Origin of the sequence: Rhizobium grahamii (assembly GCF_009498215.1) — a bacterium.
Taxonomy (GTDB): domain Bacteria; phylum Pseudomonadota; class Alphaproteobacteria; order Rhizobiales; family Rhizobiaceae; genus Rhizobium; species Rhizobium grahamii_A.
Genome location: NZ_CP043498.1, coordinates 1,504,874 through 1,521,400 on the forward strand (window position 1 = coordinate 1,504,874; position 16,527 = coordinate 1,521,400).

General features: G+C 61.7%; 10 protein-coding genes and 1 pseudogene. 5 read left to right on the forward strand and 6 right to left on the reverse strand.

Annotated elements, in window-relative coordinates:
* Positions 1–213: 213 nt before the first annotated feature.
* Positions 214–3,717 (reverse strand): transcription-repair coupling factor, encoded by a 3,504-nt coding sequence (gene mfd / locus FZ934_RS07450; protein WP_153270541.1) that lies wholly within the window; start codon positions 3,715–3,717, stop codon positions 214–216.
* Positions 3,717–4,031 (reverse strand): succinate dehydrogenase assembly factor 2, encoded by a 315-nt coding sequence (locus tag FZ934_RS07455; protein WP_113365124.1) that lies wholly within the window; start codon positions 4,029–4,031, stop codon positions 3,717–3,719. Before FZ934_RS07455 ends, mfd begins: the two co-directional genes overlap by 1 nt.
* Before the next feature lie 92 nt (positions 4,032–4,123).
* On the opposite strand from FZ934_RS07455, the gene recG reads away from it, so the two are divergent.
* Positions 4,124–6,229, forward strand: a complete 2,106-nt coding sequence (recG, locus tag FZ934_RS07460) for an ATP-dependent DNA helicase RecG (RefSeq protein WP_153270542.1) — start codon at positions 4,124–4,126, stop codon at positions 6,227–6,229.
* A 74-nt stretch (positions 6,230–6,303) separates the two neighbouring features.
* On the opposite strand, the gene FZ934_RS07465 is transcribed toward recG, so the two are convergent.
* The gene (locus FZ934_RS07465) at positions 6,304–8,178 is read right to left on the reverse strand and encodes a L,D-transpeptidase family protein (RefSeq protein ID WP_153270543.1); all 1,875 of its coding nucleotides are present in this window, start codon (positions 8,176–8,178) and stop codon (positions 6,304–6,306) included.
* A gap of 403 nt (positions 8,179–8,581) precedes the next feature.
* On the opposite strand from FZ934_RS07465, the gene fumC reads away from it, so the two are divergent.
* The 3 genes from fumC (at position 8,582) to FZ934_RS07480 (ending at position 13,130) form a co-directional block, all read left to right on the forward strand.
* Entirely contained in the window at positions 8,582–9,973 is a 1,392-nt protein-coding gene (gene fumC, locus FZ934_RS07470) for a class II fumarate hydratase (RefSeq protein ID WP_153270544.1), read from the forward strand.
* 147 nt (positions 9,974–10,120) lie between these two features.
* Complete coding sequence (locus FZ934_RS07475; protein ID WP_153270545.1) at positions 10,121–11,728, forward strand: fumarate hydratase; 1,608 nt, start codon at positions 10,121–10,123, stop codon at positions 11,726–11,728.
* A gap of 334 nt (positions 11,729–12,062) precedes the next feature.
* Positions 12,063–13,130: a GGDEF domain-containing protein gene (locus FZ934_RS07480; protein WP_153270546.1), complete on the forward strand. Its 1,068-nt coding sequence runs from the start codon at positions 12,063–12,065 to the stop codon at positions 13,128–13,130.
* A 70-nt stretch (positions 13,131–13,200) separates the two neighbouring features.
* Here the strand turns inward: FZ934_RS07480 and FZ934_RS07485 are convergent, their stop codons facing one another.
* Together FZ934_RS07485 and FZ934_RS07490 are read right to left on the reverse strand one after the other, a co-directional pair.
* On the reverse strand, positions 13,201–13,812 hold the full coding sequence (locus FZ934_RS07485; protein WP_153270547.1) for a pyridoxamine 5'-phosphate oxidase family protein: 612 nt from the start codon (positions 13,810–13,812) through the stop codon (positions 13,201–13,203).
* A gap of 49 nt (positions 13,813–13,861) precedes the next feature.
* Positions 13,862–14,815: an alpha/beta hydrolase gene (locus FZ934_RS07490; RefSeq protein ID WP_153270548.1), complete on the reverse strand. Its 954-nt coding sequence runs from the start codon at positions 14,813–14,815 to the stop codon at positions 13,862–13,864.
* Positions 14,816–14,860: 45 nt separating this feature from the next.
* Here FZ934_RS07490 and FZ934_RS07495 point away from each other — a divergent pair, with 45 nt between their 5' ends.
* Positions 14,861–15,337: a MarR family winged helix-turn-helix transcriptional regulator gene (locus FZ934_RS07495; RefSeq protein ID WP_153270549.1), complete on the forward strand. Its 477-nt coding sequence runs from the start codon at positions 14,861–14,863 to the stop codon at positions 15,335–15,337.
* Here the strand turns inward: FZ934_RS07495 and FZ934_RS07500 are convergent.
* A pseudogene (locus tag FZ934_RS07500) lies at positions 15,334–16,523 on the reverse strand (low temperature requirement protein A). The gene FZ934_RS07495 and the pseudogene FZ934_RS07500 sit on opposite strands and share 4 nt — an antisense overlap.
* Positions 16,524–16,527: the final 4 nt, after the last annotated feature.

Consider the following 16,527-nt stretch of genomic DNA (forward strand, 5'->3'; position numbering starts at 1 on the left):
TTTCAGGCCGTCCTCATCGGCACCGGACGCTCCAATCCCGACCGCACACCTCCTTCATCCCGGCCTTGAGCCGGGATCCAGCGACGCGCGTCCGCGCGGCGAAAAGACTCCTCTGGCCCAAGGGCTTGGGCCAGCTGGCCCCGGCTCAAGGCCGGGATGAGGGAGAGTGAGGGCTTGAGCGCGACCGCGGCTGCACCGCCGGGGCAAGCTCACCTACTTCGCCATTTCCGCAAGCTGGGTCATGATAACGGCCGCTCCCTGCAGCCGTTTTTCCGGCGTCGGCAGATCGCGCGTCAGGAACAGGCTGTGATCCGGACGAATCTTCGCCATCGCACCCTGCTTGGCGATGTAGCCGACCAGGTTCGCCGGGTTCGGAAATTCCTTGTTGCGGAACTGGACGACGATGCCCTTCGGACCGGCATCCAGCTTCTCGACATTGGCGATACGGCAGAGCGACTTCACGTAGACGATCTTCAGGAGATGCTGCACCTCGATCGGCATCGGACCAAAACGGTCGATCATCTCCGCACCGAAGGCATCGATCTCCTTGAGTTCCGTGATCTCGCCGAGGCGACGGTATAGCGCCATGCGCAGGTGCAGGTCCGGAACGTAGCCGTCAGGGATCATCACCGAGGTGCCGACGGCGATCTGCGGTGACCAGCCGGTATCCTGGATCTCGTCCACGCCCTTCACCTCGGCAACCGCTTCCTCGAGCATCTGCTGGTAGAGCTCGAAGCCGACTTCCTTGATGTGGCCGGATTGTTCTTCGCCAAGCAGGTTGCCGGCGCCGCGGATATCGAGGTCGTGGCTCGCCAGCTGGAAGCCGGCGCCGAGCGTATCGAGCGATTGCAGCACCTTCAGGCGGCGTTCGGCCGTCGCCGTCAACACCTTGTTGACCGGCAGGGTGAACAACGCGAAGGCGCGCACCTTGGAACGACCGACACGCCCACGCAGCTGATAAAGCTGCGCAAGGCCGAACATGTCGGCGCGATGCACGATCAGTGTGTTGGCTGTCGGAACGTCGAGGCCGGATTCCACGATGGTCGTCGACAGCAGTACGTCGTAGCGTCCCTCGTAGAAGGCGTTCATGATGTCTTCGAGCTCGCCAGCCGGCATCTGACCATGGGCAACCGCCACCTTCAGTTCCGGCAGATCGGACTGCAGGAAGGCCTGCACGTCTTCGAGATCGGCAAGACGCGGGCAGACGTAGAAGCTCTGGCCGCCGCGATAGTGCTCGCGCATCAGCGTTTCGCGAATGACGAGGCTGTCGAATGGCGAAATGAAGGTACGCACCGCCATGCGGTCGACCGGAGGCGTCGTGATCAACGACAGTTCGCGAACACCGGTCATCGCGAGCTGCAGCGTTCGCGGGATTGGCGTTGCCGACAGCGTCAGCACGTGGACGTCGCTCTTCAGCTCCTTCAGTCGCTCCTTGTGCTTCACACCGAAGTGCTGCTCTTCGTCGATGATCAGAAGGCCGAGGTTGGCGAACTGGATGCCGGCGCCGAGCAGAGCATGCGTGCCGACCACGATATCCGTCTTGCCGTCGGCGATCTCCTTCTTCGTCAGCGCCAGCTCCTTGGAGCCGACCAGCCGCGATGCCTGCGCCACGCGAACCGGCAGCCCGCGGAAACGCTCGGAGAAGGTCTTGAAATGCTGGCGCGACAGCAGCGTCGTCGGCACCACGACGGCCACCTGAATGCCGTTCATCGCCGCGACGAAAGCCGCACGCAACGCGACCTCCGTCTTGCCGAACCCGACGTCACCGCAGACAAGACGATCCATCGGGCGCCCAGCGCCAAGATCGCTGCGAACAGCCTCGATGGCGTTGTCCTGATCTTCCGTCTCGTCATACGGGAAGCGCGCCGCGAACTCGTCATAGAGCCCCTCCGGCGTCGTCAGCACAGGCGCATGACGCGTCAGACGCTCGGCGGCGATACGGATCAGTGCATCCGCCAGGTCGAGCAGCCGCTTCTTGAGCTTGGCCTTGCGCATCTGCCATGCGCCGCCGCCAAGCTTGTCGAGCTGCGCTTCGGTCCCCTCGCCGCCGTAGCGCGAAAGAAGGTCGATATTCTCGACCGGTAGAAACAGCTTCGCATCGTCGGCATATTGCAGCTCGAGGCAGGCGTGTGGCGCGCCCGCCGCCTCGATCGTGCGCAGGCCGATAAACCGGCCGATGCCGTGCTCGGCATGGACGACGACCGAACCCTCATCGAGGCCCGCGACTTCGGAGATGAAATCGGCAGCCCGCTTGCGACGCTTCGAGCGACGCACCATGCGGTCACCGAGAATGTCCTGCTCGCCGATGACGACGAGATTGCCGGCCTCGAAGCCGGATTCGAGGCTGAAGACGGCAGCCGCAGCTTCGCCCTTGGCAAGGCCATCGATCTCCTTCAACGCGCCGATCGGCTTCACGCGCTCGAGACCGTGTTCGTTCAGCACCTGCAGCAGACGTTCAAGCGAGCCTTCCGTCCACGCCGTTATCAGCACCTTGGCGCCCGACGCACGCCTGTCGGCGATATGCTTGACGACAATATCGAAGACATTGACGCGCTCGGCGTTGCTGCTGCCCTCGGTGTTCGAACGAGCCCAACGCTCGCCCTGGCGTGCATCGAGGTTGATAACCCGCCGCGCCTCACCCTCATGCTCGTTGAAAGGTGAGATCCGCATCGCATTGAAGGCGTCGAGCGTATTCGCAAACGTCTTGCCATCCATGTAAAGCTGGCCGGGCACCACGGGCTTGTAGGGCGTTCCCTGCGCCATCTGTCCCTTGCGGGCCTGTCCGGAATTCAGGCGGGCGTCGTAGTAATCGAAGACGAGCTTTGAGCGTTCTTCCGCCGCCTCGCGAACCGTGTGGTCCGTCACCAGCCGGAAGCCGCGGAGATAATCGAAAACGGTTTCCAGCTTTTCGTAGAAGAGCGGCAGCCAATGTTCCATGCCGGGATAACGCCGCCCCTCCGATATGGCGAGGTAGAGGGCATCGTCACGCGTCGCGGCACCGAAGGCGGAGAGATAATTCTTGCGGAAGCGGCTGATCGTATCTGGCGTCAGAGTGACTTCGCTCATCGGGTTGAGATCGAGCGAGCGGACCTGCCCGGTCGTACGCTGGCTCGCCGGATCGAAACTGCGGATGCTTTCGAGCGTGTCACCGAAAAAGTCGAGCCGAACCGGCTCCTCGGAGCCCGGCACGAAAACATCGAGAATGCCGCCGCGCACCGCATATTCGCCGACCTCGCGCACCGTCGCGACGCGCTCGAAGCCGTTCCGCTCCAGGCGCCCGGCAATGTCGTCCATCCGCACCGTGTTGCCGGGACGGGCCGAGAAGGCCAGGCTCTCGATGATGTCCTGCGGAGCGACCTTCTGGAGCAGCGCATTGACGGTAACGAGCACGATCGCCGCATGCGGTTTCTTCTGATGCGCAATCAGTCCGCTGAGAGCAGCAAGCCGCCGCGCCGAGGTGTCGGCGCTCGGCGAGACGCGGTCATACGGAAGACAGTCCCATGCAGGCAAGGTCAGCACGGGTATCTCGGGCGCAACGAAGCCCAGCATCTGCTCCAGATCCGCCATCCGCTGGCCGTCTGAAAGCACGTAGGCAACAGGCTCGCCGTTGCGCGCCAGCTCCGCCAGGAGCAGCGCTTCCATGCCGGCGGGCACGTTGCCGATCGTCAGCGGCTCGGCGATCGCTGACAGCTTCTTTGCGTCAAAACCTGGGATCATTAGGCGTTCCTGGGAAGGGCGTCGGCTGGGTACTCGAAATCGGGCTTGTAGGCGCAAAGGCGCTCGAACATCGGCGTCAGGAAACGCTCCGGCACAGGCCAGGTTCCCATGATCCAGCGAACGAGATCGTTATCCTCTTCGGCCATGATGGTCTCGAACTCGTCCAGCTCGGTTTCCGAAAGTGTGGCAATCTCCTTCTCCGCGAACTGCCCGAAGACCAGATCCATCTCGCGGATGCCGCGATGCCAGCAGCGAAAGAGAATTCGGCGGCGGCGCGGATCAAGATCGGCGCTTGAGAGTGACACACCCGTCATGGCATTACCTTCCTGTTGATGCGCCTCTATAGACCCTCGAAAGCGGCTTGTCAGCCTTGCCAAGACCGCATTGTTCATCGCATTTTGCCGCCATGCGCCCCGCCATACTCGATCCGTTGTTTTCACCTGTTTCCGCCCTGCCCGGCGTCGGTCCCAAGATCGCCGAACTGCTGGTGAAATTGCTCGGGCGGGAGACGCCCGATGACACCCGCGTCGTGGATCTGCTGTTCCACGCGCCTCATTCGCTGATCGACCGCCGCAATCAGCCGGGCATTGCCCTCGCCCCGCAGGGTGCCATCGTGACGGTCACGGGGCGCGTCGACCGCCATCAGGCGCCGCCGCGCGGAAAGAGCAACATCCCTTATCGCGTCAACCTGCACGACGAAACCGGCGAGCTCACGCTCGTCTTCTTCCGCGGTCAGGCAGCGTGGCTCGAAAAGCAGCTGCCGCTTGACGAGGAGGTCACCGTCAGCGGCAAGATCGACTGGTTCAACGGCCGTGCGTCGATGGTCCATCCCGACTACATCGTGAAGGCCAGCGAAGCCGAAAACCTGCCCCTCGTCGAGCCGATCTATCCGCTCACGGCGGGTCTTTCGCCGAAGACATTGCGCAAGATCATCGAAGCAGCACTGCCACGCGCGCCGGAACTGCCGGAGTGGATCGACCTCGCGCTCGCGCAGAAGCAGGGCCTGCCGACGATCGCGGACGCGTTCCACGGGTTGCATGAACCACGCGACCCGTCGGATATCGACCCGCAGGCGCCTGCCCGCCGCCGCCTCGCCTATGACGAGTTCCTGGCCGGCCAGTTGTCGCTCAGCCTGGTGCGCCAGCGGCTGCGCAAGGTGGCGGGTCAGCCTGTTCATGCGACAGGCCGGCTCAGCGCCCAGATCCTGCAGGCTCTGCCGTTCTCGCCGACATCGAGCCAGAACGCGGCGATTGCCGATATCCTGAAGGACATGGCCGGCGAGGATCGCATGTTGCGCCTGCTGCAGGGCGACGTCGGTTCCGGCAAGACACTGGTCGCCCTCATGTCGATGGCGGCTGTCATCGAGAGCGGTGGCCAGGCGGTCCTGATGGCGCCGACCGAGATCCTAGCCCGTCAGCATTATGCAACGATCTCCAAATTTGCCGCCTCTGCCGGTTTGGGCATCGAGGTACTCACCGGCCGCACCAAGGGTCGGGAGCGCGAAGATATCCTCGAAAGGATCGCATCCGGCGACGCACAAATCATCATCGGTACTCACGCCCTCTTCCAGGACAGCGTCAACTATCGCAACCTCATGCTGGCCGTGGTCGACGAGCAGCATCGCTTTGGCGTCCACCAGCGCCTCAGACTGACGGCCAAGGGTATCACGCCGCACATGCTCGTCATGACCGCGACGCCGATCCCGCGAACCCTCGTGCTCGCTGCCTTCGGTGACATGGACGTCTCGAAGCTGACGGAGAAGCCGGCCGGCCGGAAGCCGATACAGACAATCACCGTTCCGACGGAACGCACCGGCGAGATCGTCGGTCGCCTGAAAAGCGCCTTGGCCGAAGGCAAGAAGGCCTACTGGATCTGCCCGCTCGTCGAAGAGTCCGAGGAAAGCGATCTGATGTCGGTCGAGGAGCGTCATGCGACGCTGGTCTCGTCTATTGGCCCCGGCATCGGCCTGATCCACGGCCGGATGAGCGGTCCGGAAAAAGACGCCGTCATGATGGCCTTCAAGAATGGCGAGACCCGCTTGCTTGTCGCCACTACAGTGGTGGAAGTCGGCGTCGATGTTCCCGATGCGACGATCATGGTGATCGAGCACGCTGAACGCTTCGGCCTGGCGCAGCTGCATCAGCTTCGCGGTCGTGTCGGACGCGGCGACGAGGCCTCGACGTGCATCCTGCTCTACAAGGGACCGCTCGGAGAGACAGGCCACGCGCGCCTGTCGATCATGCGCGAAACCGAAGACGGCTTCCGCATCGCCGAGGAAGATCTGAAACTGCGCGGCGAAGGCGAACTGCTCGGTACGCGCCAGTCCGGAACACCGGGCTTTCGCATCGCGAGCCTCGAGGCCCATGCCGATCTTCTGGAAATTGCACGCCGCGATGCGGCCTATCTGATCGAGCGCGATCCCGATCTCTCCAGCGAGCGCGGCCAGGCCGTCCGCACGCTGCTTTACCTGTTCCGCCGCGACGAAGCGATCCGCTTCCTGCACGCCGGCTGATAGCCGGTATCACCGATCGGTGAAAACAGCATCAGATACCGCTGCGCGACATCAGCCGCGCAGCGGTCCAATCCTTAGATCTGAGCGCCACGAGCCTTCGTCGTGGCATCAAACGCCTTCCGGACATATGCATCGCGCCCGTAGACATCGTCGAAGTACTGAACGACGCCGTCCTTGTTCGGCCATGCCGTGAAGTAGGCGATGTAGATCGGGAACTTCTGCGGCACCTGCACGGCGTGGTTCTTGCCGGTGGCGATTTCCTGGCCGATCTTCTCGACCGTCGTTCCGAGCACCGCCGCCGCCATCGCGCGCGGATCGGCGAGACGCACGCAACCGTGGCTGAGAGCCCGCATGTCGCGCTTGAAGAAGCTCTTGGACGGCGTGTCGTGCATGTAGATGGCATGCGCGTTCGGGAACAGGATCTTCAGTTCGCCCAGCGCATTGTCACCGCTTGGTGGCTGACGCACGGAAATGTTCGAGGTCGAACCGTACCAGTCGACGCTCGACGACGGAACCGCCTTGCCGCCGACGGCGACTTCGTAACCCATGCGATCGAGATAGTTCGGGTCGGAGCGCAGCTTCGGCAGCATCTCGTTGATGATGATCGACTGCGGAACGCCCCAGAACGGATTGAACTCGACCGTCTGGACCTGATCCTGGAAGAAGAAGGTCTGATGCGACGGCTGGCCGATCACCACCCGCATCGACAACTGTTCCTTGTTGTCGTTGTGATAGTAGACCATGTAGGCCGGCTGATTGATGAAGACGTAGCGCGAGCCGAGGTCGTTCGGCAGCCAGCGCGCCTGTTCCATGGCAACGACGAGCTTCTCGACCTTGGCGCCATTGCTGTCGCCGCCGGTCATGACACGAACGGTCGCCTGCCCGATGACACCGTCAGGCTTCAGACCGCGCTCCTTCTGGAAAGCCTCGACCAGCGAGACGATCTCTGGCGAATACTCGGTGCCACCGGCATAGGACGAAAGTGTCGCCGCATTCTCGCTCTTCAGCGCAGCCGAACCGTGCTTGTCGATCGCCTTGACGATATTCGGGATCGCGGCGGACGTGTCGCCCGGACGCAGCAGGCCGCTGAGCTCGATCTTGATCGGCTGCTCGATGTGGCCCTCGCCCTGGAGCTTTGCCAGTTCGGCCTTCAACGCAGCAAATTGCGGACCATCAGGCGTGCGGCTGCCGAGATAGGCGCCGACATCGGGGCTCATCCGCGCCAGCTTCAGCACCGGATCGAGCTTCACTGTCTTGCGGGCGAAATCGTGATAGCCGGACAGCTTGTTCGGATCGACGCGCCCACGACCGGTATCCTGCACATAGGCGAGAACCTTGGCGGAAAGCTCGAGTTCGAACTGCGTCAGCGCGCGATCACGCACGGCCGGGTCCGGATTTGCCGGATCGACCGCCGGGGCGGTTACCGCGTAATCGGCGGGATCGAGGCCAACCGAGCCGACACCAGCCAGGAAGGCCATGGCGGCCTTGGCGCGATCGTTGATTTCGGTACCGCTCACCCAGACGAGCGGGTTCTTCGCGTCGCTGTAATAGGTTTCGAGCGCCTTTGCGACCTCGACCGGCGCGCGCACCTTGGCCTCGATCAGGTAGCGGCGCTGCACGCTGGGAGCAGGCTGCGCGTCGCCGGTGGCAGCCACGACGGCGCCGGTCACGACGGGATCCGTGAACTTTCCGGTATCGACGAACCGCATCGCGTCCGGCTTGTAGGTATAATATTGCGGTGACGAAACCTTCGGCAACGGCGCGGACGGCGACTGCTCGGCCATCGGCGGCATGGTCGGCGCCGGATTGATGATCGTGCTCTGGGTACGGGCGCGATCGCCGCGGATCATGTCCATCAGCGTATAGGCATGCGCCGGCGTCACTCCGAAGGCCGCAGCGCCGCAGGACAGTGCGAGTGCGGAAACCGCACCTTTGAAGAAGAATTTCATGCTTTTTCCAGTCCCAGTGTCATGCTTGTCTTAAATCATGGGCAAGAGCCCAGTTCAGAACTCGTCTTATCCCGGCGCCAGCCGGTCACATGGCAGAAAGCAGCCAGCATCGCCAGCCTCGAAGAATTCAATCTTCGGTAACGCAGCACAGCCGCCGCCAGAACTCAATTCACACAAAATTATGAAATTATTGGTTAATTTTTTACTCTATTTTCGCATCCAGACACAGTTGCCAAAAAGACGCTGGACTATAAAAAGTCTGACGTGGCGCAAATGCCACTGCCGATTTCGCGCCATAACATGACTTCAATATTCATATTTCAATTTCTCCCAGTTTTCTTGGCGCCGTTTCAGACCTATAAGACCGCATCTCGCATTGCAGACGCGTAAGAAAGGCTCGGCCATGACCTCCACCCGCACCGAAACCGATACATTCGGCCCGATCGAAGTTGAGAATGACAAGTATTGGGGAGCGCAGGCGCAGCGCTCGCTCGGGAACTTCAAGATTGGCTGGGAAAAGCAGCCCGCATCGATCGTTCGCGCCCTCGGCGTCGTCAAGCAGGCAGCCGCTCGCACGAACATGGCGCTTGGCCAGCTTTCGCCAGAAATCGGCAACCCCATCGTCGCGGCCGCACAGGAAGTCGTCGACGGTAAGCTCAACGAGCACTTCCCGCTCGTCGTCTGGCAGACCGGATCCGGCACTCAATCGAACATGAATGCCAATGAAGTGATCTCCAACCGCGCAATCGAGATGCTCGGCGGCGTCATGGGCTCGAAGAAGCCGGTACATCCAAACGATCACGTCAACATGAGTCAGTCGTCGAACGACACCTATCCGACGGCGATGCACATCGCCTGCGCCGAGCAGATCGTTCGCCACCTGCTCCCGAGCCTGAAGCACCTGCACGCCGCGCTCGACATGAAGGTCACCGAGTTCAGCCACATCATCAAGATCGGCCGCACCCACACGCAGGACGCGACGCCGCTGACGCTCGGCCAGGAATTTTCGGGCTATGCCGCACAGGTCGGCTCCGCCATCAAGCGCATCGAACTCACACTGCCGGGTCTCTGCGAACTGGCGCAGGGCGGTACCGCCGTCGGCACCGGCCTCAACGCGCCGGTTGGATTTGCCGAGAAGGTCGCGGAAGAGATTGCCGCGATCACCGGCCTGCCGTTCGTGACGGCGCCGAACAAGTTCGAGGCGCTGGCTGCCCACGACTCGATGGTCTTCAGCCACGGCGCCATCAACGCCGCTGCTGCCGCGCTCTTCAAGATCGCCAACGACATCCGCCTGCTGGGCTCCGGCCCGCGCGCCGGCCTCGGTGAACTGGCCCTGCCGGAGAACGAACCCGGCTCCTCGATCATGCCGGGCAAGGTCAACCCGACGCAGTGCGAAGCGCTGACCCAGGTCTGCGTCCACATCTTCGGCAACAACGCTGCGCTTACCTTCGCCGACAGCCAGGGCCACTTCGAGCTCAACGTCTACAATCCGATGATGGCCTACAACTTCCTGCAGTCGGTCCAGCTGCTCGCCGATGCCGCGGTCTCCTTCACCGACAATTGCATCGTCGGCATCGAGGCTCGCGAGGACAACATCAGGAAGGGCGTCGAGAATTCGCTGATGCTGGTCACCGCCCTGAACGGCAGGCTCGGCTACGACATCTGCGCCAAGATCGCCAAGACCGCCCACAAGAACGGCACGACGCTTCGCGAGGAAGCCGTTGGCGGCGGCTATCTGACGAACGAGGAATTCGATCAGTATGTCCGCCCTGAGACCATGATCGGCCCGAAGTAAGTCCTCACTCAACAATCGACACCGCCGCTCTGCGGCGGTGTTTCCAGCGATTTTCATGACTAAAACAGACTAGTTTTAGAATTATTGCAATTGCGAAGACGCCCGAATAGACCATCTGCGATTTCGGTCCGCATGAAAGGTCCTTCGATGGCTGACGATCTTTTCCCCCTCAGCAAAGACTCCACCCAATACCGCAAGATCAGCAGCGACTACGTCTCTGTCGACAGCTTCAAGGGACAGGATATCCTGACCGTCGAGCCGGAAGGCATCCGCCTGCTTGCCGAAACGGCCTTTGCCGACATCAACCATCTCCTGCGGCCCGGCCACCTGAAGCAGCTCGCCTCGATCCTCGAAGATCCTGAGGCGACCGACAACGATCGCTTCGTTGCCTATGACCTGCTGAAGAACGCCAACATCGCCGCCGGCGGCATCCTGCCGATGTGCCAGGACACGGGCACGGCGATCATCATGGGCAAGAAGGGCCGCTGCGTCTGGACCGAAGGTGAGGATTACTCGGCTCTCGCCAAGGGCGTCATGGACGCCTACGAGAAGAAGAACCTGCGCTATTCGCAGCTCGCGCCGATCAAGATGTTCGAGGAACGGAACACCAAGAACAACCTGCCGGCCCAGATCGACATCTACGAGGAAGGCACTGACAGCTACGACTTCCTGTTCGTCGCCAAGGGCGGCGGCTCGGCCAACAAGACCTTCCTCTATCAGGGCACACCGTCGCTTCTGACCCATGACCGGATGATCGACTTCCTCAAGGAGAAGATCCTCACGCTCGGTACGGCAGCCTGTCCCCCCTACCATCTGGCGATCGTCATCGGCGGCACCTCGGCCGAGATGAACCTGAAGACCGTCAAGCTCGCCTCGACCCGTTACCTCGACGACCTTCCGACTGAAGGCTCCGAAAGCGGCCACGCCTTCCGCGACATCGAGATGGAGAAGGAAATCCACAAGCTGACGCAGCAGATGGGCGTCGGCGCGCAATTCGGCGGCAAGTATTTCTGTCATGACGTCCGCGTCATCCGTCTGCCCCGCCACGGCGCCTCGCTGCCGATCGGCCTCGGCGTCTCCTGTTCCGCCGACCGCCAGGCGAAGGGCAAGATCACCCGCGACGGCATCTTCGTCGAGCAGCTGGAGACGGATCCCTCGAAGTACATGCCCGAGATCGACGAGTCGAAGCTCTCGGACTCGATGGTCCGCATCGACCTGAACCAGCCGATGCCGGCAATCCTGGCCGAACTGAGCAAGCATCCGGTCAAGACCCGCCTGTCGCTGACCGGCACCATCATCGTCGCCCGCGACCTCGCCCACGCCAAGATCCGTGAGCGGCTGGAAAAGGGCGAAGGCATGCCTGAATACATGAAGAACCATCCGGTCTATTATGCCGGCCCGGCCAAGACGCCGGCAGGCTACGCCTCCGGCTCCTTCGGCCCGACCACGGCCGGCCGCATGGACAGCTACGTCGATCAGTTCCAGTCTTTCGGCGGATCCATGGTCATGCTTGCCAAGGGCAACCGCTCCCGCGCCGTGCGCGAAGCCTGCAAGACGCACGGCGGCTTCTACCTCGGCTCGATCGGCGGACCGGCCGCGCGCCTCGCCCAGGATTGCATCAGGAAGGTCGAGGCTCTGGAATACCAGGAACTCGGCATGGAAGCGGTCTGGAGGATCGAGGTCGAAGACTTCCCGGCCTTCATCGTTACCGACGACAAGGGCAACGACTTCTTCCAGGAATTCAACCTGGGTTGACCCGCTTCGATAACGCGCCGCGGTTGCCTGATGGGCGGCCGCGGCGACTTTCTACCGGCGTTCCTGCAACGCAGTATCGGCAGCCAACGCGGCCGAAACGATCCGCAAGAAGTGCGGCTTTCTCATATTTTTTCGTCGTCTACTCGCCTAAGGCGCGATCCGATTTTCGCGATCCCGAAATTCCAAGATAAAAATCAGTGAGATAAGAAGACGTCATCGTTTCATGAAAAAACTTACATGTAATCTCTGGTATATCCTCCCTTAATCATTTCCCAAGAAATGAAGAGTAAGAAATTAAAGACTGCTTTTAAGAGTTTCCAAGAGGAGTAGCCGGATGACGACGGCTGTGGCGCCAAAGACCCAGGTTCCCGACGTGGCGAGCCAAATTACCTTTGCCATGCGCTCCATGGGTGTCGCGCCTATTCCCCGGAACTACGAACTCTTCTACGAAGCCTATATCGGCTCCAACCCGGCACTGACGCGCGATCTTGCTGCTCTCGGCAACCACGCCACGCAGGAAGAACTCGACGAACTCGGCGCGCAGTATTTCACGCACAGCCCGGCCCGCGTCTTCGACGACGCTCACACGCGCATCGTCGCCGAACTGGAAACTCTGCTGAAGGTGCTCCGGCAGGAGCAGACGTCGCTCGAGAGCTACAACAAGCTGCTCGGCGAAACCTACAACCGCATCAACTCGAAGAACACGACAAGCGCCGAAATCATCCAGAACGCGCTGACGCTTCTGAGCGAGGCCACGGGCGATACCATGGCGCACGGCGAGAAGACCGTGGAGAACGTCGTTCAGCGCTCGCAGGAAATGGATCAGGTCCGCAAGGAACTCGATGAGTACAAGCGCATCGCCAATACGGACTCGCTGACGCGCCTCGCCAACCGCCGCGCCTTCGACGACCGTCTGGCCGGCGTCTTCAACAATCCGATGATGCGCCCGATAAGCGCTCTCGTTCTTGCCGACATCGACAACTTCAAGAAGATCAACGACACCTACGGTCACCCGGTCGGTGACAAGATCCTCGCGACGGTCGCGTCAGTCATTCGCGCCAACGTTCGCCGGGATATCTTCGTCGCCCGCACCGGCGGCGAGGAATTTGCCCTCATCATCGAAGGCAATACCGCAGAGGAAGTGATGGGCATGGCGGAACGCATCCGCCGCACGCTGGAAACGACGCCCTTCACCAACTCCCGCACCAGGATCAATTACGGCCCAGTCACCGTATCCGTCGGCGTCTGCATGGCATCCTATGCCGCCGATGCCGGAGAGCTCTATCACAAGGCTGACGTCGCCCTTTATGGCGCGAAGAACTCCGGCCGCAACTGCAGCGTCCTGTTCGAAGACGGCATGCAGAAAGACTTCACGAAGAGCTGGCTGATCTACAAGGGCTGAGCCTCAAGACATACAGGTCGATAGCCGGTCGTATCACGCGGCCGGCTTTGTCGTATCTGGTTGTTGCGATTTACCACATCGTCTTGGCCGCACGCTCCGGCCATTCGCGATCATAGGTCTCGTAATCGAAATCGCCTGTCGCCGCCTTCAGCATCAAGCCGGGGGTCGGAAGGCTTTTCGGATCGATGAATGTTTCGGGATTCCAGAGCTCGGAACGGATCAGCGCCCGGGCGCACTGGAAGTAGACCTCGTCGATCGCGATGACGATCACGGTGCGCGGATGCTTGCCATCCATCTCGAAGCTGGAAAGGACGGCTTCGTCGTTTGTCACCACGCCGCGCCCATTGATGCGCATCGTCGTGTTCGAGCCGGGAATGAGAAACATCAGCGCCAGGCGCGGGTCACGCACGATGTTGGAGAGCGAGTCGACACGGTTGTTGCCGCGCCAATCAGGCATGTGCAGCGTTCGGTCATCGACAATGCGCACCACGCCACCGATATCGCCGCGCGGCGAACAGTCGAGCCCTTCAGGGCCAACCGTTGCCAGTGCCACGAAGGGCGAAGCCTCGATCATCTCGCGATAGAGCGGCGTCAGGTAGTCCGTCACCTTCGCCACCGATGCCTGCGACAGCCCGCCCGCATAGATTGCCGCCAGCTCTTCCACCGTCTCAATGATTTTCATGATCGTCCCGCCACGTTGTTCAAGTGGCCCTTAGCCGCCTAAGGTGACGCTACAATGACATGCGCCGCGCGGGAAGATCGAACAGCGGCACGATCTCGGCTTCGCGGACGGAATCGTCGCCGGTCAGAAACTCGGTGATTGTTTCGAGGACAGGCGGCGCCGCCACGATCCGGCGATGGCCGAAGCCGTTGGCCCAGTGAAGCTGGACGGACTCGCCAGCCGCTGCATAGCGTCGCGCATGGTCGGCACTCACTTCCTTGTCGTCCTCCGCATGCACGATCATCACCGGCCGCTTGATGACGCCGGCCGCAGCACTCGCGTCGAACTCCTCAAGTCTCCGGCCGGTGATCCGATGAACCTCTTTCTCAAGCGCCTGCTGTGCGGCTCGCCGAAGTCCGATCATCTTGCCGAAATCCTTGAACAGCCAGTGCATTTCGCTGGGAGAGCCGATCAACACGAGCTTCTCCGGCAGGACGACCGGCACTGACGGAAGCATGCCCGCAGCGGCCACCATCAAGGCAGCACCGCCGAAGGAATGGCCGATGGCGGCGTCGAATGCGCCGAACCGACGCTCGGCCGCTGCGATCGCCTTCACGGCCATGCCCATATGCAGCGCTCGCCCTTTTGCGCCTCCGTGCCCGGGGAAGTCGACGGCAATCACCTCCGCGCCGGTTGCCGCCAGCGTCTCGATGATGTCAGCCATGTAGACGCTGCTCGATCCCCATCCATGCGTCACGAGGTAACGCGCACGCCGCCCGATGGCGCCACCGTTCAGCCGGTAGGCATACGCTTTCCCGCCTCCCTGAAGCGCCAGCGTGAAGCGCTCGGCGCCCGCAAGCTTCGCGATGCCCGCAGCATGTGCCACTTTTGCCTTCTCTCCCTTGGGCGCCGAGGACGGCGTCATGCAGAACAGACGGAAGGCCGCTTTTCCTGCGATGCGCGGCGAAACCGATTGCAACAGGGAAAATCCGAGGCGGGTGACCTTCAGCGTAAAGTTTGCCATAGTGGGAATCCGATAATGTTCAACACTGAACAATAAAGTACAACGATGAACAAAAATCAATCCCTCCCCTGGGATCATCCGCGTTTTCGCAGCTGGATCGCCGTCGCCCGCGCCTGCCAGCTCATGCAGCAGTCGCTTGGTCGCTCACTTGCCGAACTCGACATCAAGACCCCGCAGCTCGACATCCTGATCAACCTCTACCGTTTCGAAGGCATTTCCCAGCAGGAGCTTGCCCGCAAGCTGCTAGTCGGGCGCTCGAACATGAGCATGCTGCTGCCGCAGATGGAAAAGCGCGGGCTGATCGAGCGGCGCGGCGACGAGAAGGACAAGCGCGTGCTGCGGCTTTTCCTGACCGCGGAAGGCCGGGAAATCACCGAAAAGGCCATGGTCATCCAGACCGACTTGATCGAGCGCGTATTGTCGCCGGAACCGATCGAACAATGCACGGCAATGGCGGATTCCATGGAACGGATTATCCGCGTGCTGCAAACGGATCTCGTCGACGACGACGATGTGTCCTAGTGAATGGTGTGCGCGGCGGTCTGCCCCACGAGGGATTTGTACTCCCACGCGGCCACGATGATCAGCACGGCCGTCGCCAGCATTCCTGCCAGATAAAGCTCGATGAACGGCGCGACAAAGGCGAGCAGGATCAGCAGCACCAGGCCACCGAGATGCGAGAGCGGCAACCGTCCGCTCGTCGCGCCCTTGAACCAGAGATTGCCGGCAAGGAAGAGCCCGGAACCACCGAAGACCGAGGCCATCACGCCGATATTGCCGGTCTCGTGCGGGTGGGAGAACATGAACTCGACCGCGACGGCATGGACGATGATGCCCGCCAGGATCGGAATATGCGCATAAGTGAAGGCCTGACGCGCAAGGCTTCCGGGCGCCTCCTCATGCTCGATGCGATGAGCGGCCCTTTCGTGGCCGAACCGGAAATACAGCCACCACATCGCGACGGTGCCGACGAAGCCGGTGGCGAAGACAACCGCCGTCAGGCTTGAAAACGGCAACTCCGAGAAGGTACGGCCCGAAACGAGGATCGCTTCGCCAAGGCAAATGATGACGAAGAGCGCGCAGCGCTCTGCCATATGCGCCCCTGACACATCCCAGTCCGACGCGGTCGACTTGCCAAGTCCCGGCACGAAGAAGCCGCTCGCCGGCCCGTATATTCGATCGCGAGTGCAATCAGCCAGGCAATCAGCCGCGCTTCATGCTCAAGCAGCCCGCCGGCAATCCAGAAGACACCGGAAACGATCAGCCACGTGCTGATGCGCAGGAAATTGCGATAGTTGGAGGGGCTGGCATGCTTGAAGGCATACAACGTGAATAGCGACCGGCCGACCTGCATCAGCACATAGGCGCCGGCGAAAAGCAGGCCCTTATCGCCGAAGGCTTCCGGAATGGACGCGGAGAGAACGAGGCCAAGCAGCATCAGCACCACGAGCATGCCGCGAACGGCCGTCTTTTCCGGATCGAGCCAGTTGGTGACCCAGGCCGTGAAGATCCACACCCACCAGACCGCAAAGGTCATCAGTCCCGCTTCGAGCGCGCCGAGCGGCGTGTAGTGAGCAGCGAGTGCATGCGACAGCTGGGAAATCGAGAAAACGAAGACAAGGTCGAAAAACAACTCAAGGAAGGTGACCCTGCTACCACCAGGACTGCCCTTGACGCGCAGCCAGTTCCGTTTGCCCGTTCCTACCATGCAC